Source organism: Pirellulaceae bacterium, from assembly GCA_019636385.1.
Classification (GTDB): domain Bacteria; phylum Planctomycetota; class Planctomycetia; order Pirellulales; family Pirellulaceae; genus Aureliella.
This window is the reverse complement of record JAHBXT010000001.1, coordinates 1357624-1380197: the sequence shown is the minus strand read 5'-3', so window position 1 is coordinate 1380197 and position 22574 is coordinate 1357624. Positions and strand designations below refer to the sequence as shown.

Sequence of the window (22574 nt, the reverse complement as noted above, 5' to 3'; positions counted from 1 at the left end):
GCTTGCTGCGTCAACAGTTCTACTTCATCAACTAGGTATAGAGACGTCATACAGTTCATCGCCAACAAACTGAGTATTGAACATGCTGCCCGTGACGAAGACCGCAATTGCGTACCGTTCGCCCAGCTAAGCTCTTGCTGGTTTAACGAAAGCGGCACACACAACCTAGCGGCCTGCCAGACCACAGACTCGATCTGGCAGGCCAGCGATTTGCAAGCTGTCTCCTCGCGGTTACCCACTACGGAGCCGTTGTGCCAATTTCGCCACCATTTCTGGTAACTAGTCGAGCAAACTCGCGCATGCTGATCGACTGAGCGATAAACCTAACGGAGCCGTCTCCAATGAGTGCGTTCGCACCACCAGCATGGAAGGCGTAGACTTGACCTGTTCCATCGACATTGTAGAACGGGTGTGGGTAGGTGCCCAAATTCTCTCCGTTGGTCACATTGATTGCTGCAGGACCTGGAATCGTGTTTCCATCACTGGACGCACCCCTCAGAATGTTCAGCTCGCTCGCCGGACGGCACCAGCCGCCACCGTTGACTCGTTCGTTGCTATTGACCTGCGCAGTGATCACGAGTCTGCCTCGAACCCAACGATTGGGACGACCCGCTGATTCGGTCAGTTGCAACGTATTGGAAAGACCATCCGAGAAGTCTGCAAAATTCAGTCTCTTAGTCTTTGACAGACCACCATTATCGACTTTGGCAGAATCCTGATCGACCAGATTCAAGGTGAGCAACTGGGGATCGACACCATAAAAACCAGAATAGTCTCCATTGGCAACGATGCGTTGCCAAGTTTCGGGCGCGGGGGCTCCATCCAGAATTTCACCGTTGGGTGCCGAAGGGCATTCATAAGAGGGTATCCGTGTTCCAAACAGCGCTGCATTGGATCTGCCACCTGTTGGAACGGTAGCATCTGACCAATTCTTGGTTTGGTCAATCTGGTTATACAAATTGCCCTGCTCAATAAACGGCAACAGATAAGTTGCCCAGCGAACACGCACAGTGCTCAGAGCATCGGGCCGAACATTGGCAGGCAAGTACTTGTAGGTGTCATGGTGATTGTGCAGGCCAATTCCCAATTGTTTGAGGTTATTCTGGCAGCTCATACGCCGCGCAGCTTCACGAGCCGCCTGAACAGCGGGTAGCAAGAGCCCCACCAGGATTCCAATGATGGCGATTACCACCAGCAATTCCACCAAAGTGAAACCCATCTTGTTCGAACTGAGTTGATTGAACGGACGGTACTTAAAACGGGCCATGATTCTCTCTTTTGTGAGTTAAAGTGTCGGTTAATGCGCGTGAGATGCCAGGATAGCAGTCTCACGAAAGTGGTTTAACGTGTGATCAGCCAGCATCTACTTACTGATCTTAAAATCTTGCAGTTTGTTCTCTCCGTCCTGAATGGTTGCTGTAAGACCAGAGGTTTCAGGCACTGCGAGTTTCGGGTTCAGTCGATTCTTTGGGCCTTCATCGGGCTTGTCGGTGGTCCACTTCTGAATGGTGACTCGATACTCACCAGCCGGTGCACCGTCATGCTGCTTGTAGGTCGTTAATCGAAACTTACCATCCGCGTCAGTTAAGGCTCGCGGACGAATGGCTTCATCACTCAACTCGGTAACTGGATGTAGCACAACCGTTGCATCACGGATTGGAGTTTTCCCCAAAACAACACGTCCTTCGACCGTGTGGGTAACCAATTGAGCAGGCTCATTACTACAGCCCGTAAAACATGCCATAGTCACTATCAGCCAGTATTTCATTGAGCGGTGGGTACACAGTGTTAATTTCAAAATAATATCCTCCTATTCAGTTAAGACCCCAATGTCTGGCGATCAGTCGATTACAGCTCGCAAAATTCATCAAGCACGCAATCGAGTGGCTGGCCAAATGCGATCAATGCTGTGCAGCGAGCCCGAATTCAATCCGTTGACCACGAGTAGGTGATCGCTCATCTCGCTCAAGCAGATAGCTCGCTCTTACGCCTCACAACATTCAGCGATCGGCGTGCCAATTGCAGTAGAAAATTCTGTTGTTCGCAAAATACCGATTCTCCCAGGAGAAACGCGGCTCCACACTGCAAGTCGTAGATACTCAAGAGAAGCGGCTCCATGACATAGGACGGTCAGCCATCGCATTTAACGGCCAGCACCGCATGCAGCACGGGATGTTGTTCCAATGATTGCATTGCCAAGCGGGTTCCAAAACTAAACGACCCCGCGCGAATACGGTATGGCACAATGCAAGAAATCACAGAGATGAAAATTGGTTGGGATTGAACCAGTGACGACGAGGGGCTATCCACGGCCCAAAGTCAGCTTGTTCAGCGTTGGCAATACAGAGATCAAATTTCATAATCTGCCGAGAATGATCTGGCCTGTATGGCTGTCATATAGGCCACGTCACCGACGGATAACTCTAACGACCGAAATCTGTCTTGAGGGACCTCTACCTGAATTTCACCGTAGGTCTCACTCAGGACGGCAATCTTTGCCATGGCTCCGGCCGGATTGATTCTGAGGATTTTTCCCTGCCAGGCCCGTTCGGAGGGCCGACTGCTGATGTCGATCTCATGGGGGCGTACATAGAACTTTACGTTCTGCTTGGCTTGACCAGGGCTGCGCGCTAGCGACTCAGGTCCATCGTGACGAACCTGGACGCGCTGATGGAATACGTTGACATTGCCCAAAAAATCCATGACAAATTCGGAGGCTGGCTGATGGAACACTTCTGCCGGCGTGCCAATCTGCTCGATCTTAGCTTGGTTCATCACTACTACGCGATCAGCGACCTCTAAGGCTTCTTCTTGGTCGTGGGTAACCAGGATGGTAGTCATGTTTAATTCGTGATGCAGCTTTCGCAGCCAGTTCCGAAGTCCCTGCCGAACTTTGGCGTCCAGGGCTCCAAAGGGCTCGTCCAGCAGTAACACGCGCGGCTCAATCGCTAACGCTCGAGCCAGGGCCACGCGTTGACGCTGACCACCGGAAAGCTGGGTCGGATAGCGTCCGCCAAAGGCTTCCAAGTGGATCAGCTTCAATAAATTGTGGACCTTGGCCTGAATGGCATCACGGGAGGGGCGCAATTTGCGCGGTCGTACGCGTAAGCCAAAGGCGATATTTTCGAAGACGGTCATGTGTCGGAACAGAGCGTAATGCTGGAATACAAATCCGACACGTCGCTCGCCGACTCGGTTATCCGCCACATCGTGACCATGAAATAGTATCCGAGTTTGATCACTCGGGTCGGGAACTTCCAATCCAGCCAGAATGCGTAACAAGGTAGTTTTGCCTGAACCGGATGGTCCCAGCAAAGCGATCAACTCGCCATCCTGGACCGTCAAGTTGACATCCTGCAGAGCTTGGTAGCTGCCAAACGACTTCGAGATGTGGATCGCTTCGATGCTCATAATTGATGGTTTTCCATTCTGGCTCGCACAATAGTCCGGCCGCGATCAGCGCGATGCACACGGTCGACAGTCAATTCAAACGCGTGCAAAGTCACGATCATGATGCGCCAGCGGATAATTGCTGTCGAACTTTCCATTCCAACACGGTTTTCAGTACCAAAGTAATCAAGCCCAGTATTGCCAGCAGCGAGGCCATCGCGAATGCAGCAGCCACGTTGTATTCGTTGTACAGAATCTCGACGTGCAGAGGCAGTGTATTGGTCTTGCCACGTATGTGACCCGAGACTACCGATACTGCACCAAACTCTCCCATGGCCCGCGCGTTGCAGATGATCACTCCGTACAACAAGCCCCATTTGATGTTGGGAAAGGTGACTCTGATAAAGGTTTGCCAGCCGTTGGCACCCAACGAGATCGCTGCCTGTTCCTCTTCGGTCCCCTGCTCTTGCATCAGTGGAATCAACTCTCGGGCTACAAAGGGAAAGGTGACAAACAAAGTAGCCAATACGATGCCAGGCACTGCGAAGATGATTTGAATGTCGTGTTTCAGCAGTGTCGGCCCTAGCCAGCCGTGCATGCCAAAAATCAGTATGTAGATCAAGCCAGATATCACCGGCGAAACCGCAAAGGGTAGATCTATGAGTGTGATTAGAAAGGACTTGCCTCGAAACTCAAATTTGGCAATGGCCCAGGAAGCTGTCAGGCCAAACAGGGTGTTCAGAGGAAGCGAAATGGCTGTCGTCAGCAGAGTCAACTTGATGGCTGAGATGGCCGCAGGATCTCGAATGCTGCGTACGTAGGTTTGCCAGCCCTCACGACAGGCCTCCATAAACACGAGCGACAGCGGCAATATCAGCAGCAGTCCTAAAAAACCAAGCGAGATTCCAATCAGCAGCAACTTCAACCATAGAGGATCTTTGCAGGCGGCAGAAGCACCAAGTTTTGTAGCGTTCGATGACATCACGTACCTCCCGTGGTTCGCCGATGATACAGCCACCATTGCAAGATATTAATCGTCAGCAAAATGGCAAACGAGAAGATGAGCATCACGAGCGCAATTGCGGTCGCACCAGCAGAGTCGTGCTGTTCCAACTTGGTGATGATCAACAGCGAAGTGATTTCGGTTCTCATCGGCATGTTACCTGAAATAAACACAACCGATCCGTACTCGCCCAGAGCGCGAGCAAACGCCAACGCAAATCCGGTCAATAACGCCGGCAAAACAGTGGGCAGAATGACTCGCCAAAAGGTTTGCAGCCGATTCGCCCCCAAACTGGCGGCAGCTTCCTCGGTCTCACGGTCCAGTTCCTCCAGAGCGGGTTGAAGTGTTCTAACGACGAACGGCAATCCAACGAACGTCAGCGCAATCGCGACGCCCAATGGCGAGAACGCCGTGGGGATCCCCCAATTATAAAAGTACCGGCCTAACCACCCATTCTGTGAATACAAGGCCGTCAAGGCGATCCCAGAAACTGCTGTCGGCAGGGCAAACGGCAAGTCAACCGCAGCATCTAACAGGCGTCGTCCCGGAAATCGGTAGCGCACCAGAACCCAGGCGACCACAAATCCAAACACACCATTGACACAAGCTCCAGCCAGCGATGTCAGGACAGTCAAGCGATACGAGGCCACGACGCGCGGCTCAGAAATGATCTGCCAAACGCGATCCAATCCCAAGGTGCCCGCATGGAAAACCAAGGTTCCCAGGGGCACCAGCACAATCAGACTCAGGTACAGCATCGAATAGCCCAGCGCGATACCAAATCCTGGCAGTACACTGTATTGCTTGAAACTAACTCCCATCATCGCGCCGTGTTTCTTCCCTGAGTCAATCACTTGGCGGTTGGCTGATAGATTTGGTCGAACAAGCCACCGTCATCGAAATGCGTTCGCTGTGCGGCTTGCCAATTGCCAAAAACATTGGAGATCGTTTCCAGTTTCAATTCAGGGAATTGCGACAGCAATTCGACGGAAATTCCCTCCGTGGAAGTTGGCCGAAAAAAATACTTGGCGGCAAGTTGCTGGCCCTGGGAACTGTACAAGTGTCTTAGATATGCTTGGGCTACGTGTGTTGTACCGTGCTTCTGAACATATTTGTCAACCACAGCCACTGGCGGTTCCGTGAGCAGGCTGATCGAAGGCACCACGATCTCCGCAGAACCGTCAGCAGACTCTTTGAGTGCCATAAAGGCTTCGTTCTCCCAAGTGATTAGCACGTCGCCGAGCTTACGCTGTAGAAACGTGTTGGTCGCGCCTCTTGCCCCGGAGTCCAATACGGGGACTCGTTGGTAGATTTGAGCGACAAAATCGCGAGCCTTACTTTCGGCCGCCGCTAGATCTTCGGCAGGTACGGTGCTCAGTTGGCTTAGATCCCCTAATTCCTGGTGAAGCGCATAAGTCCAGGCCGACAGGTAATTCCACCTGGCTCCGCCGCTGGTTTTAGGATTGGTCGTGATAATACTGACGTCACCACGAATCAAGTCGTCCCAGTCTTTGATTCCCTTGGGATTGCCTTTGCGAACCAGAAATACGATCGTTGATGTATAGGGGGAACTGTTGTGAGGCAGTCGCGATTGCCAATTGGTATCCAGCAGCCTGGTTCGCTGGGCCATCACGTCAATATCGTAGCCAATTGCCAGGGTCACCACATCGGCTTCCAGGCCATCCATCACGGCCCGTGCTTGCTTGCCTGCCCCGCCGTGGGACTGTTCGATAGTTACCCGTTGCTGATGTTGCTCCAGCCAGTGCTTGGCAAATGATTCGTTGAATTCCTGGTAGAACTCCCTGGTCGGATCGTATGAAACATTCAGCAGTGAAATGGGCTTGGTCGAGGCAGTGCTACTGTCCTGACTATCTGCCGATTCCGACGAGCTGCTGCAGCCTAGCAGGAAAGCGAGCAGGCTCGCTCCCAAGTACAATAATGAACTGGCTGTTGGCCGGTTGCTGAATTCGATCATGCTACTTCCCGTTTGTTGTGCGTGCTGTTGACTGATTCACTAGGCTGCTTCTGCTCAGCTCAGTTCAGGGCTGCATCCAGATTGACGGCCCTAGTCTGCTAGAATCGTCAGAGCGCGATACCGTCAGCGGTGCCCTGCCCGAACCGGTCCAGAGAAGCAACTGCTGTGCCAATTGCTGGATGGTCAATTGGTATCAAAATTGCTTGTGAGTTTGGCGCGGTTCAGTCAACTGGAACCGGCGGCGTGCCGGAGGTTAACTCGATCGCATTTAACAGATGGTAAGATGCTCATTTGATCGTCAACAGCCAGCTATTTGTTGCGCATGTGTGCTTCAGCAGGCGGTCGCTCAGCTCGTTTGCAGCTCCCAGCACCGAATGACTCCGTTGAACGGCAAGCGATGAGTGCCCGTTGATGCTCATGTTTTTGTCAAGATTTCTGGCCATCTTATATGATGGTTAGCCGTGAAATGTGCTGGCTGTGGCGTTATATTTGCTGGGTTAAGGGTCTCGTATTATGTCAAGGGTTGAAACTTGAGTGATATTCACCAACTGTTGCTTGAGGTGTGGCGCGAGATATCGCGTCAATTGGAGTTGGCCGATTCCGTTAAGACTATTAGTCGTCTATTGGCTGAGCGCTGTAAATTGCAAGCGATTCGGTTGGATCGTTTCTCAGAAGATGGACACCGACTGGAAACGGTTGCGTGTGAGACGGTCATGGGTAGTCCCCTGCCGGCCCTGATCACTACGTTGAATGACGACGAAACGCTCGTGGTTCAGCAATTGCTTCAGGGTCAAGAGTGTCTGATTGGAAACAAGCCTGACGATTTTCGGCAGCTGTCTCGAATCGTCGTGCCTGAGCCGAGCTTAACGACCCTGCTTTGCCCATTACCCAGCGGTCAGTCCGTAGCAGGTTTGGCGGTGATGGTGCTATCCGACGAAGCCGACCTACGCACATGGCGAAGGTTACTGCGCGAACTGTGCGAACCCTTGGCAGTGGCCTTGGCCAATGACCTGAGATTACACGAATTAAAAGTATTGCGCGAAGCGGCTGATGCGGACCGGCGAATATTGCTGGAGAGACTTGGACGCCATCAAATTCACGATGAGATTGTTGGAGCCAATCGAGGACTGAAAAACGTAATGGAGCGTGTTGAATTGGTAGCCAAATCAGACATGCCTGTTTTGATCCTGGGTGAGACGGGAACTGGCAAGGAGGTGATTTCGCGAGCCATTCATCAACGCAGTCAACGAGCCAGTGGTCCGTTCGTACGCGTAAACTGTGGAGCCATACCTTCCGAGCTGATCGACTCGCAATTGTTCGGGCATGAGAAGGGCAGTTTTACGGGAGCCATGGAACAACACCAAGGCTGGTTTGAGCGTGCAGACGGTGGCACACTGTTCTTAGATGAAATCGGAGAATTGCCCCTGGCAGCTCAAGTGCGGCTGCTGAGAGTCTTGCAGGATCATCAAATAGAGCGTGTGGGCGGTAAGAGTACAATCCATGTTGATGTGCGAATTGTCGCCGCCACTCACCGTGATCTATCGAACATGGTACGTGAGCGCACCTTCCGCGAGGATCTATGGTATCGCATCAATGTGTTTCCAATTTTTCTACCTCGCCTACGCGACCGGGTTGAAGACTTGCCTATGCTTGTAAAACACTTGGCACTGCGAGCATCCGCACGCTTCGGACTACCTGCGGTTGTTCCCTCGCCTGAAGATCTTCTGGCAATGGCCAATTATCATTGGCCAGGCAATGTCAGAGAGCTGGGGGCTGTTATCGATCGAGCCGTGATTCTGGGACGCGGCACACATCTAGATATCGCTGGAGCACTAGGCCTGTCCATACAGTCCCAACCAGAAGTCGACAGTGGTCCCACCTTCTACGAAGTAATTCCCGAAAGTCATGAGACTCTGCAGTCGCGAAAAGCACGTGTCGTAAATGCTCCGATCGCCAATCTAGACGAAGCCATGCGACAGCACATTCAGAAGGCGCTCACCGTCTGCCGTGGACGCATTGAGGGTGAGCTGGGAGCCGCCAAGATACTGGGAATCAACCCGCACACGTTGCGGGCACGGATGCGCAAGCTGGATATCGACTGGAATAGCTTTCGATAGTCCAGAGCGCACCAGTCGCAAGCCATGGAACATGCATCGATGCCTCTCTGATGATCCAAATGAGCGTCGTCGGCGACATCTCAGCAAACCCCTCGACGATGAGGCCATCGTCGAGGGCTGTCGGCTGTTGGGCCAGTGCGTATTGGTAGCGATCATCGTTCTGGTACTGGGCGAATCAAGTTTTCATCGTTTACTGATAATGACTACTGATATATTCCTATCGATTGATCGCCTGAATCTCGTCGATCAAATGATTTGCTCCGTAGACAATGTCGATCAACCACAAAACGTAGCGAATATCAACCCCGATCGAACGGCTGTAGTCCTTGTTCCAGGCAAAGTCGTTAATGGTGGCTTCGAAGCAGCGATCGAAGTTGACACCGACCAACTGACCAAGCCGATTCAGTACTGGGCTACCCGAATTGCCGCCGGTGGTGTCGGTGTCGTACAGCAAGGCTACCGGGATGTCATGCAAGTGCGGGTGCGTGTAGTTGCCAAATCGCCTGGAGTGCCAGGCATCCAGGACGACCGCGGGAGTTATGAACGGTTCAACTCCGGTCGTCTTCTCTAAGGCTCCGCGAAACGTCGAAACTGGCGGTTGAAATACGTCCGGCGTGGGGTGGTAACCGCGAACCCGTCCGCTGGTCAGCCGTAAGGTGCCGTTGGCATCAGGAATGAAGTCGGTCGATTGGAATACCTGCTTCACTTCCAACAGTTCGCCATACAGCTCTCCCAACTGTCCTTCCCGCGTCTTGTGTGATTGACGAATGGTCATGAAGATCGGATACAGGCGGTGCATCCACTGCAGCAGCGGATCATCCAGTTTGGCTAGCGCTGCAGGGTCCAGTTGAAGGCAGTGTGCGAAGAATTCTGGTTGGCTCAATTGACTGACGTCCACCCAAGCATCAACCATCTGTAAATCGACCAGCCATGGTTGGGCTTGATTGCCTGGCTGAGCCCTGTCGATGGCGTGCAGTCTCTCCAACAATCCACGCAGTAGTCGCTGGTCGGTCGGCCCGTGAAAATCGCGCAACGAATTTCTGACCAGTTGCACCGTCTGATCAAAATTCTTGTCGGCATACGGCAGCTCGCGCTCGACATCCGGCTTGGCGCGTTCAGAAGCTGAATCGAACAGGAACCAGGCTGCTGCCATCAGCCGCGGAGCGGTCCGCAATTGCTCCAGATGCATTTCCAGCGGCAGGCTGACTTGAAGCTGCTGATACAGGGCGTCGAGTTTTGGCAGCACTCCACCAAATCGTCGCGCGCGCTGGGGATCAGCCGCAATGAACTTGGCCAGCCGTTCTTCGTCGCGCTGCCGAGCGGCCAGAATGTTCGCTCGCTCCAGTCCCAGCAGTTGTCCCCGGCTGCGTTTTTCGACGTTTTGCAGCGACCTCAGTCGGCTAAGCATTTTTAATTCAACGGCTCGATCATTTGCTCCGGCATTGATCAGCTCGTCCATTTGCCAGCCATATAAATCAACGATCAGTGGCAGCCGCACGCGTTGCTCAGTCTCCACAAAGCTGGCTGTCTGATGCCGCACCGTACGTCCGGGGTAGCCCAGCAAGAATACCCCATCACCTTCATTAGCCCCGTTGGCATTGACGCGAATGACTCGTTTGGGACGGTAGGCTATGTTCGACTCATCAAACATCGCTGAAGCGCCACGGGGATCGGTGTAGGCGCGCATCAACGCAAAGTCGCCTGTATGCCGCGGCCACTGCCAATTGTCCTGTTCGCCACCAAAGTTGCCGATTGAGGCCGGTGGCGCGAAGACCAATCGCACGTCGCGCAGAAAGGTATACAAGAATAGCACATAGGTCTTGCCGATGAACATCTCGGCCACTTCAGCGCGCAGCCCTGGGTGTTGTGCCTCGGCCTCTTTCTCCAGTTGACGACTCTGCTTGCGAATGGCATCCGTTCGGGCCAAGTAATTCATGCCAGGCTCGACCACCGACAGTACTTGCGAGGAAACATCGCGATAGCTTTCGGTAATGCGCACCACATAACCAGCTGCCGGAATTTCGTCGCTCCGCGTCTTGGCTTGAAAGCCATCTGCCAACAGATCGCGATCAGGGGTGCTGGCTTGCTGAATGGCTTCGTATGCACAGTGGTGGTTGGTAATGATCAGACCTTCGGCAGAAATGAAGGAGCCCGTGCAGCCGTTCACGCGGCAGATACCATCGACCAAGCTGACATGCTGGCTGTTAAACAGCTCGTCGGCGGTCAAGTCAATTCCCAAGCTCACCAGGTCCAGCCGCTCGAGTTCGCTGATCGGATACATGCCTTCCTCAGCCCGTGTCACGTCAATCAGCCCAACAGTCCCCGTCAAGTAAAGCACAGTCAGGATGAACAGAAATCGGTTAGTACTTGTATTCATCAAGGCAGTATTCTTGTTCAGCGTAAAATGGAAAGACAGCAGCGCAAATTAACGAAAAAGCGAAATGCTGGTGGGGAGGCTCAAGGTTTCAAGAGAAATTATAATAGCGTGACTTTGGATGAGTTAAACTGCCCGCGTGCTATTCACACAGCGGGGCTGGGCACACACGGGCTAGACTTATTAACGGCTGCTAGGTTACTAAACGCATCTCGAATTCTACTATGTATCGCAATCAACGGACTACTGGCTTGAGGGCTGCCTGGAATTCTGGGCGTCTGAATGAACATCCTGTGGTAATCGCTGTCGGCGGCCTGTTGTTCGCGGGGCTGTTGGTCGCCATGTTATGGCGCGGAGCTGGTCGATGGCAACAGTACGAAGTCATTGACTTTAGCCAGATCGACGCTCGACCTTTGTCCGCGTTTGCTCCCGGCGTAGACAATGTCCGGCAAGTCTTCAGATTCTCGGTGCATATTAAAGGCGAGCTAAACGGCAGTGTCGATGTGTCGGTATATGGCGGACCGCCTGAGCGTATTTCGGACGCTGTTGACTGGAGTTACAGTCAACCCCACGATACCATCAATAGCAGTATCAAGATCACGCCAGTAGGCGAAGTAACCGGCCGGTTGGTCGTACGCTACCGATTCCACTATCACTAAGCACGCGCTCGCCATAAAGCAAATCGCTGAAGTTGCATCCTTCGCCATCGCTGCATGGGAATCATAGGAGAGCCGCATCGGTTACAATGATCGTCAGCGAGCGTGGATCGCCGGTCTAAGTTCAAAGTTTAAAGTCCAGTTCGATCCGTTTCATCTTCGTTCGGCGGTCTGCTCGCGGAATCGCCCTCCCCAGGAGTTATCATGTTGCGCTATGCTAGTCGGTTGGTAGTTCTTGCCGTGTGCGGGCTGGCGGCGTCGCTGGCAGGAATTTCTCAAGGTGCAACGCAAGGGACGGTGCTCTACAACAACCGCACTGTCACCCTCGACCTGGCGCTCGACACCGAACAGGCTTTGTGGCTGACCCCTGCGCAGGTCACCGAGGTGACTGGATACGTACTCAAACCCGAAGGACTGTGCAGTGACCAGAAGTGCATTCTCATCCGTCGCGACCTGGATGCCGAGTTGTTGCAAATCAAGGATGACATGGAACTCTTGAATCTTACACAACTGGCACGTAGCCTCACGCAGCCGGTGGTGGTTGACATTCAGCGACGCATCTGGAGCTTTGGCTCGATCGGCTCGCCGCGCACTGCCGCCGAATCCCCGGATTTTGAGCTGCCCAATCGTCAAGGCCAGTTAATAAAACTGTCTGATTTTCGTGGCAAGAAAGTCCTATTGCTGAGTTGGGCGTCTTGGTGTCGCTGTCGAGGCGACCTGACAGGCTGGGAGGCCATCTACCAAGAGTTGCGGGACCAGAACTTTGAAATCATCGCCGTTGCTCAAGACACGCAGGGAGAAGTCGCGTGCGGCAAGTACTACGATCAGGCCAAAGCTTCCTACACCACGCTGATCGACAGGCAACACGTGGTCAGTAGCTTGTTCCAGATGGTCAATGTGCCGATGGGTGTGTGGATCGACGAAGCTGGACGGATCGTCCGTCCGGCTGAAGTCGCATATTCGCGACCGGTAGCGCTGCTGAACATCAAGGTGGACGGTGGCAGCTATGTCCAGGGCTTGAGGGATTGGGTTAAACAGGGTGACCGCAGCCCCTATGCGCTCTCTACAGCAGAAATCGGCAGGCGGTTGATGTCCGAAGACGACCGGTATGGATTGGCCGAGGCTAACTTCAAATTGGCCGTCCACCTACAATTGGCCGGCGATGCAGGTTCGGCAGAATACTTCAAAGCCGCTCAGTCACTTGCTCCCGACAATTGGAACTATCATCGCCAGCACTGGGCGTTCCAACCTGAGTCTGCCGATAGAATGTGGTTTAAAAAGCTCTCCGAATTGAAAGGCCGCCCCTACTACGCGCCGCTCGATTTGCCAGCAGTCGCAGACGCTCAAAGCGGCAATTCACAGTAACCACGGGGCTGCTAACCACAGGAGAAGCCACCATTGTGCAAGAACCGTCGAAAGATGTGCGATCGGCCTGCGGCATAAGATAGGTCCTGACGGTGAACTGGCGCAAGCCTATCGCCAGTGGTATCGCGAGCCTCAAGAGCGCACATGGCAAGAAATCATGGAAGTCCAGCAGCGTCGCGCACAGCAAGCCAATCAGCCACCTCCTCAGTAACAACACCATGCCTACCTCCAACTCCTGATTGCCTTAGAACACGTGTGGACCACACCGGCGGATATTCCACACAAGGCTATTGGGGGTGGGCTATCTGTTTCCTTCTGGGGTTATACCAGAAGCACCCGAGATGTTGATTTGGCCGTACTGGTACCCAAGGCCAACGCGTTACAACAACTCGATCAATCCCTGCAATCCGGAGGTTTGCGGTCGAAGAATTCTGGTGGCCCCAAGGCGCTCGGTGCGATACAGGTTTATCAGTGGAAGTATGAGATACCGGAGGCTTACATCGAAGTGAATGTCGACTTGTTGCTGGATGACTCTAGCTACTTTTCACAAGCCTTCGCGCGCCGTCGGTGATGTCACATTGCACACGTGCACGCCAGCGTGCAGGTGCTAGCCTTTGAGGACCTGATACTTTCAAGGCCATGGCTGGACGGTTGATCGACTTGGCAGATATTGGCGAGTTGCTGGCAGTCAATCGAGCGGCTTTGGATTTCAGCTATTTGCAACAATGGTCCAAGCAGCTAGGCGTGCAAATTCCTGCGGAACCTTGATAGGATTCCAGCAGCTGTTCTGTTCCAGAATCCAGAAGCAGTGGTCGCTTCGATATTTTCTCATTGGTGGTGGTTGAATGGGTGGTCTCTGAGTAGCGCATGGAATCATAGTAAGGATACTCGGGGCGTACGACCCTGGGGAGCGGTTGTTCTAGGTGGCTGCTGACCCACTCACGTCTGCGTAGGTGTTCTCCATGCGAATCCTCTGTTTGTTAATCTGTTGCGTTAGTGGCTTAGTGCTTGGAGATCTTAGTCCGGCTGCAATGGGTAATTTGGCCACTCAGTCGACTCATGCACAAACTTTGGGCCGGTATCAACAGCAATGGAAATAGTTCCGACGCCAGATGGATGCCCCTTGAGTCATGAAATGGGAATACGAGTAAACATCAAAGCGGCATCGCACCAACAATTCAACCGACCCCATGACGAAGACGGTCAACGCCCAGGTTCACTGGTGCAACTTTCGAGCTTCCTGTAGAAGCAACTGCATTTGATAGCGATTGAACCAGTTGCGTGAATAGGCTTTCGATGCCGGGCTGCCGATAAATACGGCCTGGTCAAGGCTGCGCTCAGCCACCTGCAGCCATTTTCGCGACTCGGCAATGTTTCCAAGCGCGTGATGGATCATGGCCAGTAATATCCAATCGGCTTCGTGAGCACTGCCGTTTTTCAGTTCAATCGACTTCTTAACGGATTCCAGAGCCTGCGGCATCTTTCCAGCGCGATAGAACACCAACCCCTGCGTGTTGTAGGACAGGTGCCGGATCGATTCGAACTGAGTCTTGGTGCACGCGAAGTCAACACGCTCCTCCATCAATTCTAGATCCTGACGGCGCTCGGGAATCAGCGCCAGAGCCCAGGCCAAAGCGTTGGCATCACGCGCGATATTACTGGTGGCTAATCGCTGAATCAGTTCGTCACAAGCGTCATGAAATTCGACCAAGTCGCCCTGCGCGAGACTTAGTAATCCAAAGTAAAACGGTGCTTCGTCAGAGGCTCCAGCAAGTTCAAAGTGTTTCTGTAAGTCGTTTTTGGCTAGATCCCATTGTTCTTGGGCCGCATAGGCACCGGTTCGTCTGAAGTAGTGTCGAGCATTCGTTGGATCAGCCGCAATCAAATGGGTAAGATGCCAGCCTAGCTTGTAGGCTCGCTGCTGCCGTTCCGCTGAATCAGCTTGACTTGCATGCCACCGCAGCCTGTCACTTGAATGACGCTGCCAACGTTCAGTCAGAGTCGGTAGCTGTGCATCGATCAGATGCACGAAGTTGTTGACAGCCCAGACTAGTTCCTGTTGCTGCGGATCGTAGGTGACAGCTGCCACAGTTTGGCCTGTGGATGCCAATTGCAGCGCTTCCTTGCCAGTCTCAGTATCGATCATGCGAAGAGCAGCGGTACCCCTGAAATCTGTACAGGCATACGCCAATCGCTGGCCATCCGGCAGGAATTGCAAGTCCTTGACCTCGCGACTGGGAAGCTGGCAGGTAAGTCGTTTATTTACTTGGGTCATGGAACCGTGAGCAATTACCGCCTCTACTTTGGGAATATCCCATAAAGTGATGCTGTACGAATTGCTGCCGGCCGCCAGACGTTCACCTCCTTTGGTCATACTGAGACAAGGGGCAATGCCTTCGTGACCACTGCAGCTCAAGCGCAGATCGGGATACTGCAAGTTCCACACTTCGATAAGCCCAGATTGGCTGGCAGCCGCGAGCCAGCCTGTGGCCGGTGCAGCAGCTAGGCTGGTAACGGGGGCCTTGCCAAAGGAATGATCCGCGATCATTTCTCCGGTTTCCGTATGCCACAGCTTAACGGAGCCGTCTTGGCCGGCTGAAGCGAGTACAGTGGACGATCCGAAGACCACATCGGTTACTGGGCCATGATGACCGATGAAGGTTTGTAGACACTCGCCCGTCTCGATCTGCCAGAGCTTGACGTTACCATCCAGGCTGGCCGACGCGAGGTAAAGGCCGTCTGCCGATACATCCAACTTGGTTGTCCAGTCAGTGTGACCAGCAAGTAATCGTGTGATCTTTCCCTCTGCCCGATCAAAGATTCGAATTGCATAGTCGCCGTCTCCGGCTCCCACAAACGACAGGTTCTTGGTAACGCCAGTAGCAATTGCTCGGGTGCCGGGAATGACTACAACATCACTGACATACGCGTTTTGCACACGCGACACCTTCGAGTCTGAGTTGGATGTCAAGCTCCAGATTTTCAGTTGAGCATCGAAGCCACAAGTCGCGATCAGATCTCCTGTCGGGCTAGTCGTAGCGTAAAGGGTACCCGGATAGTGCCCCGGAACTGAGAAGCTAACGTGGCCGGTCAATGCATTCCATAGTTCAGTGGAGCCACTGAGCGTGGTGACCAACACAGAGTCACCATCAGGACAGAATGACATGCTGCCAATTCTGCCCGATGAAGAGTAACGTCTGGCCAAGAGGTTCCAATCGCTGGTTCTCCAAATCAGCAAATATCCATCGAAGGTCGAGCAAGCCAGTAGCGATCCATCGGCGTTGAACGAGACGCAGCGAGCGTCGTTGAGATCATCTTGTTCGTAGATCAATTTGCCAGTTTGAACTTCGAATACACCCATCCGTCCATCGCGCCCGGCCGTAGCCAGCAGCTTGCCGGAGGGATGAAAACTGATTTCGTGGACGCTATTGTTGTGATGCACGATCGTCCGCACCAGCCGCCAACCTTCTGTGCGGAAGATTCTAACGCGACCATCGAAACCTGCCGTAGCCAGATAATCTCCGCTGGGGTCAAACTGGACGTCGTGGGTGCTGCGCGCCAGTCGCAGCGCGGTCACATACTGCCCATTCTCCAGGTCCCAGACTACAGTCTTGCCATGCTGATCGCTGCGCCAGCTTTGATCCGATGAGACCAGCCAATGGTGATGTGGGTGAAACGCTAAGCCCGTAATCTGCCCAATATGCTCATTGAATTCCCAGATGATACGACCAGTCTGACTGTCACGGACAATGACCTCGCCCGCCTGAGGTAGTCCCCAACTGCCGCTACCAGACGCGATCAACTTCCCATCCGGGCTGAAACGGCAGACGCGAGTTGCCTGGCGGTGGCCCGAAAGGTCCAACAGCTCCGGATTGCATTTCTTCCATAGGTAATCCCATTCCCAATGGCGCAGCTGCGGATCACACTTGATCAACTCCTGCCGAGCATGGGACAGATTGACAGTGCTCTCTCGGTCAGCCAGCGATATGCTGTTTAAATACAATAGTTTTTGGCTAATGCGTTGCCGCTGACTGGCCAATTCATTTGCCGCCGCGGTCTCGTTTAGTGCCTGTTGTATCTGCACGCGCCGCACTTCCGATTGTTTCAACAGAAACGAAACGGTGGCTAGTCCGATCACAATGGCACAGGCCAGCGCCACCACTAGGCTGCTAGCCAGTGGCTTGCGACGAAAAAGTCGGAGCAATTGTTCGGAGGCTGACGCAGGTCTTGCTAAAATAGGTTCATGATTCAAATACCGCTGAAGGTCTTCGGCCAATTGCCCGGCAGATGTATACCGCTGTCCAGGATCTTTTTCGAGACACTTCAGGCAAATGGTTTCCAGGTCCTTCGAAACACTGGGCCGAAGTGTACGAATAGGCATCGGAGACTCATGGATAACTCGGTGAAGCGTTTCTAATGGAGATTGCCCTTCGAACGGGACATTGCCGGAAAGAAGCTGATACAGGATGGCCCCCAGAGCATAAACATCGACTCGCGATGTCGATGTCTTGGATTGTCCGCTGGCCTGCTCCGGTGCCATGTATGCCGGCGTTCCTAAGATCGATCCACTGAGCGTTGCCTGCGGCTGGTCCAACAACTTGGCCAATCCAAAATCTGTTATCTTGGGAATCAAAGCTGATAGCGCACTGTGCCGAGCTACCGCCACCGCTTGGGCGCGTCGCGCTGCATGATTCTGATCCAGGTGCGGAGACAACGTTTTAATGGGCTGAAGCAGAATGTTGGCTGGTTTCAAGTCGCGATGAAACACGCCGCGCTCATTGGCGTGCTGAATCGCCTGGGCCAGACAAAGCGCCAATTCGGCTGCCTGTCGCGGAGCGGCGGGTGAAGAGTTTTCGCTCAGCCATTCGTGCAGACTGATTCCCGGGCAATAGGCTGAGGCAATATAGGCGACCGGACCTATATTGCCAGCATCGTACACCGGCACAATATTGGGGTGGTCGAGCACTGCGGCAGCTCGGGCTTCGATGCGAAAGCGCATCAGCAATTCCTCGCGCATCAGCACTCCGGCATGAGGAACCTTCAAAGCCACTTCGCGGCTCACCGTTCGGTCATAGGCCAGGAAGACGACTCCGTAACCGCCTCGCCCAATTTCATCCCTCAATTCATACTTGCCCAAGGCTGCGGGGAACGAGTTCGACGCCAGACTCGGCAGGTCGGCTGCCAGAGGGGTTACGGTTGACGCCGTCGAGTTTGCCAGCGTCTTGCGATGGTCGTGCTGGCCAGCAATGATCGAGACCCGTCTGCCGCAGGCCTGGCGCAATAACTTCATGCAGCGGATCTGTTTTACTAACCGAGAGTCGCCTGCAGCGGGGGGCGTATGACTGGCAGGAGCGTCTGCGCCGCGGGCCAGGGCTTCATCCCATTCCAGCAATTGTCGAACTTCATCGTCCGAAAGATGAGTGTCGTCCATCATAACTCGCGCTCGATCATCGCCTGCAGCCGATCGATGGCCCTGGCAAATAGTTTTTGGACGGCGTTAGGGGTCCGCTGCATTCGCAGGGCAATCTCTTCAAAGGAACAGTTCTCTTCGTAACGATAAGCAATCACTAGTCGATAATCCTCAGGCAATTGCTCCAAAGCCGCTTGAATCTCGAGTAGTGTTTCCTGTTGCGTGAACTCACCGCTGGCCGTTGGGGCATCCGACGCCAACCGACTGCGCCAATCGGAGGAAGATGGACCAGCATCGAGGGCCACTTCGCGATCCGAATTCCGCTTTTGTGTGCCTCTATACTTGCGACGAAAATCGGTGACATTGTTCAGCAGCATCGCGCGTAACCAAGCCAGAAATTGATCATGGGAGGTACTCGAAAAGCGCGAGAACGCCCGCTGAGCTTCGATAAAGGTTTCCTGAACAATGTCGGATGCGCCGCCCTTGGCGCGCAAAGCCGGGTCCAGTTCGCGCTCGGCGACCAGCAACAGGTAGGCACGGCACGCCTCCAAAGCCTGTCCTAGAGCATCGTTCGACCCAGCCTGAGCCTCGCTGAGCCATTGTTGGATTCGGTGGACATCTTCCATTCCTCTAAACTCCAATTGTCGCAGAATACGCCATGAGTATGGTGAATTGCTGGAAGAGCATTGCCCCATTCCGCTGTATCGATGTCCTAGATCTACCTTCAGTATAGCATCGCTAATGGCCAAAATCCTCTAAAACGGTTGCTCGGCAGGCGAACTGAATTGGGGGTGCAATCCATCTTCGTTTTCATTCTGTACCACAGGCTCTGCGAAGTACGGCAATTGCCCGCCCTAATCGCTGGGCATCTATCTCAGCAAGAACGCTGGCAATCGCCATTGTCTTAGCCAGACAGGTCTCTTCGCGTTAGTTGATAAGGCGCGCCCGGCGAACTGACATTTGCACGTTTTCAGAAATCTATTCACCTTCTGAGGCGGATTGGTAAGCGAATTTCGCTATGTCATATAGCAGATGGGCAATGTTCGGCTGAAGCAACCGTGGGAACGGCGACCGGGTGTTCGCTTAATGCCGCCCCACTCCTTCGGAGAAGCAGATGGAATGGTGACGGTGACCAGGAGACCTCGCTGCTTAGTACAGTCAATACTGAATTTGAAAGCGAAAACATGATACGACTCTCATTTCGATTATGTCTCCGATTGGCGGGTTGTTTAGCCCTGTATTTGCAAGCGGCGATGCCTGTCAGGGCGATCGACATTACTTTTACGATTGATAATCCGCAAAACAATCCCTCGTATGATCCAGACGGAAGCAAGTTGGCATCGATTGCTCAGGCGGCCGCCACAATGTGGATGTCGCTACGCCCCGGAAATGAGACCTACCACTGGAACATTCACTGGGAAGATTTCGACGGTCCTGCGTTAGCTGTGGCCAACAATTTCGATGGCTCGATCAAATTCAGAATCAACGCTCAGTGGTTCATCGATCCAACCCCCTTGGTCAACGAAGAATTCGGACCGTTTCAAACTAGTTACGTCGACAGCCTTGACTTCGCAGATAAGAACCAGTGGTTTGCAGGAACAAATCCGCCTAATGAACTCGAATACGGTTACACGGCTACCGCAAGTTCTGACTCGGCGACAAATCGGTCTGACCTGCTGACGGTCATGCTTCACGAGATGGGACATTTATCGGGCATTGGCTTTAATTCACTTGTTCCCGATGTTCCTATACCAGACCCATGGATTGGAATGCGCAGCGGCGTGAAGGTTCGCCGTGAAAATGAAGGGCACATCATGCCTGAAGAGTCTCTGATGTATACGACCTTGACGAGCGGTACGCGCATCCTGCCCAGCGCATTAGATGTATTGGTAAATGCCCACGAAAAGGGTGCCGCCTCCGTTCATCTGGATCGAGTAGATTTTTCTCGCAATGCTCTTGCGCCCTCAGATAACAACTGGTCTACTCCTTTCAATTGGATCGGTGGTCAAACACCTGATCTGACGCAGCACGTCAGAATTGGATTTGGCAATGAGGTGGTGGCAGCCTTACCAGCTAACGCAAAATCGCTGGACCTGTCAGGTGCGGCACAGCTGACGGTGTTCGGTGATCTCAATGTAGTCAGTGATGCATTAGTCGATGGGGAGTCAGAGATAATTGTCAAGCCACAGAGCAGCACAAATATCGGAGGCATCCTGGCATTGGATACCGTAGGCTCCAAAGTCACTCTTGACGGCGGACATCTCGTAACTCAAATGTTGATCGCCGATCCAGGCGTCGCGCTGCAAGGTCACGGTAAACTCTCTATTCAGAAAGAGCTGGACAATAATGGCCGAATCTCGGCCAAGGGAGGCACATTGGTCGTCGACTCGAACGCTTCGACCAAGATGAATCTCAGTGGTTCTAACAATTTCGGCAGTATCGAAGCCTTGTCCGGAGACTTGGTCTTTGCCGCCGGCGACTTCGAGAAGTTCGTCGGAAAAATGCGAGTCGCGGAAGGTCGCTCGATCAACTTCAAAGAAGACATCGGCAACCTGTATTTGGACAAGGGTTCTAAGACATATTTTGAGGCTGGCGCACAGAACACCGAGTCTGCTGTGCTTATGTCCACTCACCCTGCGAATGCACTCATCATGCGAGGCAACACGGAAGTTGATTCGGACGTCTACGCCATCATCGACTTCCATAATATTGTGGTGGCGGAAGGAGATTTTGCAATCAAGTCCGGTGGAACAATAGACTTTCGAGGTGCTTCCGATTGGGCACTCTCTCATTCATACTCGTCGGCTGGCACACTCGTATACAACGCTCCCGTGGCTATCAACGCCAATGTCGGAATGACTTTCGGGCGCATCGACCTGGACGGAAAGGATGATAACAATAAGCTCACAATTGGAGGCCACAAAACATGGACGCTGACGACTTCGTTTATCAACGATGATAATCGCTTCCGTGGAGACTTGCAGATTGGACACAATGCCGAATTGAATATGACCATCAACTCGCCCATCTGGCCGCAGTGGGGCTCTGCCGGGCAAATCGACATGTATGATCAGTCGCGCATCAAAGGTTCGTTGCTCAGGAATGAGGGACTGATCGATGTTAAAAAGGGCACGGCCTCGATTCACTCTGACTTCGTGTTTGGCCAGGGGTCTACACTGAATCTAGACGGAGGTCCTGGGTCCTTTGTGACCATGAATATGCTAGGCCAGCAATTGACCTACGAAGGTGGCAGTGTTACTACGTCAACTGCACTGACTCAGGAAACGCTCTTCCAGACCTACGGCAAATCTCATGTCACGGGAAACACGACCATTACCACCGGATATTTCAATTGGGATGCTTCGACCATTACCGATTCCTCAACCCGCGTCGATCCGCAGACCACGTTGACGATTCGCGCCGGTCGCATCGGGCTGCCAGATCAACTGGGCGTACCGACAGTGGAAGGCTTTGGAGACACCATTGATCTGAACAGTGGCCACTTGGACGTGCTGATCGGAGCTGACAATCAGAGCGGGCTTGACTTGCCCAGTTATTGGTCAATTACTGAAAAGGGCCGGCTCAATCTCAATTGGGTCCACCATACACGGCCTTCGGTACAAGGTTCCCGACTGGTCAATCATGGCACTATCAGTGGTCACGGAGCCTTCATCAACCTGCTGGAGAATCACGGCCAGTTGGTGGTCGGCCATGATGACAATACTGGCACTATGGATCTATCCGGTGAGTTCTTTCAATACGAGACCGGCAACCTCATACTTCAGCTCGGTGGGCTTATGCCGGGAACGCAACACGATCAGCTTCGCAGCCAGAACTATGTCCACCTCGATGGACAGTTGCTGGTGAGCTTACTGGGGGACTATCTTCCACAGACCGGAGATATGTTCCGATTGATCGATGCCACGAACAATGGCAAGGTCTTGGGGCAATTCCATCACCTGTCATTGCCAGAGCTTGAAGGTTACTGGGATTTGATTTATGGTGATTCGTACGTTGACCTGCGTTACAGTATGGTCCCCGAGCCTAGCTCGATGTTTTTGCTCTACCTGGCACTGGCTATCATAAACATCCTTCATCGACCTATGGCTCGTCCAACAACTGCCCAGCTTCATTATTGAGCTTGAGTTGTGTTTGAAGCATGGGCTCGAAGTTTGCTAACTATTAGAGTCAACGCGGCACAGAGCTCACGTCGGCGCTGGGATCAAACGACGGCGGTTTGAGCAGTGACGAAGCTTTGGCGCGTTGGATCACAGATCGCATCAA

At 53.3% G+C, this 22574-nt stretch carries 14 protein-coding genes; 5 read left to right on the top strand and 9 right to left on the bottom strand.

What is annotated here, in order from left to right; translation table 11 throughout:
• Positions 1–238: 238 nt before the first annotated feature.
• The 6 genes from KF752_05090 to KF752_05065 all read right to left on the bottom strand — a co-directional run bounded on the left by KF752_05090 (position 239) and on the right by KF752_05065 (position 6368).
• On the bottom strand, positions 239–1219 hold the full coding sequence (locus KF752_05090) for a DUF1559 domain-containing protein (GenBank protein ID MBX3420916.1): 981 nt from the start codon (positions 1217–1219) through the stop codon (positions 239–241).
• 144 nt (positions 1220–1363) lie between these two features.
• Positions 1364–1672: a carboxypeptidase regulatory-like domain-containing protein gene (locus KF752_05085; protein ID MBX3420915.1), complete on the bottom strand. Its 309-nt coding sequence runs from the start codon at positions 1670–1672 to the stop codon at positions 1364–1366.
• Between the two features lie 677 nt (positions 1673–2349).
• Complete coding sequence (locus KF752_05080) at positions 2350–3411, bottom strand: sulfate ABC transporter ATP-binding protein (GenBank protein MBX3420914.1); 1062 nt, start codon at positions 3409–3411, stop codon at positions 2350–2352.
• A 97-nt stretch (positions 3412–3508) separates the two neighbouring features.
• Positions 3509–4372, bottom strand: coding sequence for a sulfate ABC transporter permease subunit CysW (cysW, locus tag KF752_05075; protein ID MBX3420913.1), 864 nt, complete (start codon positions 4370–4372; stop codon positions 3509–3511).
• A complete protein-coding gene (cysT, locus tag KF752_05070) occupies positions 4372–5214 on the bottom strand; it encodes a sulfate ABC transporter permease subunit CysT (protein MBX3420912.1) in 843 nt (280 codons plus the stop codon). Before cysT ends, cysW begins: the two co-directional genes overlap by 1 nt.
• A 29-nt stretch (positions 5215–5243) precedes the next feature.
• Positions 5244–6368 (bottom strand): sulfate ABC transporter substrate-binding protein, encoded by a 1125-nt coding sequence (locus KF752_05065; protein MBX3420911.1) that lies wholly within the window; start codon positions 6366–6368, stop codon positions 5244–5246.
• Positions 6369–6898: 530 nt separating this feature from the next.
• Between KF752_05065 and KF752_05060 the strand changes: the two genes are divergently transcribed.
• Positions 6899–8485 carry a sigma 54-interacting transcriptional regulator gene (locus tag KF752_05060; protein MBX3420910.1) on the top strand — a complete coding sequence of 529 codons (1587 nt, stop codon included), beginning with the start codon at positions 6899–6901 and terminating at the stop codon, positions 8483–8485.
• Between the two features lie 217 nt (positions 8486–8702).
• Here KF752_05060 and KF752_05055 read toward each other — a convergent pair whose 3' ends face one another.
• Positions 8703–10862, bottom strand: a complete 2160-nt coding sequence (locus tag KF752_05055) for a S46 family peptidase (protein MBX3420909.1) — start codon at positions 10860–10862, stop codon at positions 8703–8705.
• 221 nt (positions 10863–11083) lie between these two features.
• On the opposite strand from KF752_05055, the gene KF752_05050 reads away from it, so the two are divergent.
• The 3 genes from KF752_05050 (at position 11084) to KF752_05040 (ending at position 13451) form a co-directional block, all read left to right on the top strand.
• Positions 11084–11518 (top strand): hypothetical protein, encoded by a 435-nt coding sequence (locus tag KF752_05050; protein ID MBX3420908.1) that lies wholly within the window; start codon positions 11084–11086, stop codon positions 11516–11518.
• Between the two features lie 201 nt (positions 11519–11719).
• Entirely contained in the window at positions 11720–12880 is a 1161-nt protein-coding gene (locus KF752_05045) for a TlpA family protein disulfide reductase (GenBank protein MBX3420907.1), read from the top strand.
• A gap of 349 nt (positions 12881–13229) precedes the next feature.
• Positions 13230–13451, top strand: a complete 222-nt coding sequence (locus KF752_05040) for a hypothetical protein (protein MBX3420906.1) — start codon at positions 13230–13232, stop codon at positions 13449–13451.
• A 645-nt stretch (positions 13452–14096) separates the two neighbouring features.
• On the opposite strand, the gene KF752_05035 is transcribed toward KF752_05040, so the two are convergent.
• Positions 14097–18314, bottom strand: a complete 4218-nt coding sequence (locus KF752_05035; protein MBX3420905.1) for a serine/threonine protein kinase — start codon at positions 18312–18314, stop codon at positions 14097–14099.
• Positions 18311–18916 carry a sigma-70 family RNA polymerase sigma factor gene (locus KF752_05030; protein ID MBX3420904.1) on the bottom strand — a complete coding sequence of 202 codons (606 nt, stop codon included), beginning with the start codon at positions 18914–18916 and terminating at the stop codon, positions 18311–18313. The genes KF752_05035 and KF752_05030 overlap by 4 nt, the downstream gene beginning before the upstream one ends.
• Before the next feature lie 558 nt (positions 18917–19474).
• On the opposite strand from KF752_05030, the gene KF752_05025 reads away from it, so the two are divergent.
• Positions 19475–22429, top strand: a complete 2955-nt coding sequence (locus tag KF752_05025; GenBank protein ID MBX3420903.1) for a hypothetical protein — start codon at positions 19475–19477, stop codon at positions 22427–22429.
• The last annotated feature ends 145 nt before the right edge of the window (positions 22430–22574 follow it).

Bases quoted from the DNA above. Each gene is read 5' to 3' on its own strand.
- KF752_05080 (MBX3420914.1), bottom strand. From the start codon at position 3,411: ATGAGCATCGAAGCGATCCACATCTCGAAGTCGTTTGGCAGCTACCAA.
- KF752_05030 (MBX3420904.1), bottom strand. From the start codon at position 18,916: ATGGAAGATGTCCACCGAATCCAACAATGGCTCAGCGAGGCTCAGGCT.
- cysW (MBX3420913.1), bottom strand. From the start codon at position 4,372: ATGTCATCGAACGCTACAAAACTTGGTGCTTCTGCCGCCTGCAAAGAT.
- KF752_05055 (MBX3420909.1), bottom strand. From the start codon at position 10,862: ATGAATACAAGTACTAACCGATTTCTGTTCATCCTGACTGTGCTTTAC.
- KF752_05035 (MBX3420905.1), bottom strand. From the start codon at position 18,314: ATGATGGACGACACTCATCTTTCGGACGATGAAGTTCGACAATTGCTG.
- KF752_05045 (MBX3420907.1), top strand. From the start codon at position 11,720: ATGTTGCGCTATGCTAGTCGGTTGGTAGTTCTTGCCGTGTGCGGGCTG.
- KF752_05090 (MBX3420916.1), bottom strand. From the start codon at position 1,219: ATGGGTTTCACTTTGGTGGAATTGCTGGTGGTAATCGCCATCATTGGA.
- KF752_05050 (MBX3420908.1), top strand. From the start codon at position 11,084: ATGTATCGCAATCAACGGACTACTGGCTTGAGGGCTGCCTGGAATTCT.
- cysT (MBX3420912.1), bottom strand. From the start codon at position 5,214: ATGGGAGTTAGTTTCAAGCAATACAGTGTACTGCCAGGATTTGGTATC.
- KF752_05065 (MBX3420911.1), bottom strand. From the start codon at position 6,368: ATGATCGAATTCAGCAACCGGCCAACAGCCAGTTCATTATTGTACTTG.
- KF752_05025 (MBX3420903.1), top strand. From the start codon at position 19,475: ATGATACGACTCTCATTTCGATTATGTCTCCGATTGGCGGGTTGTTTA.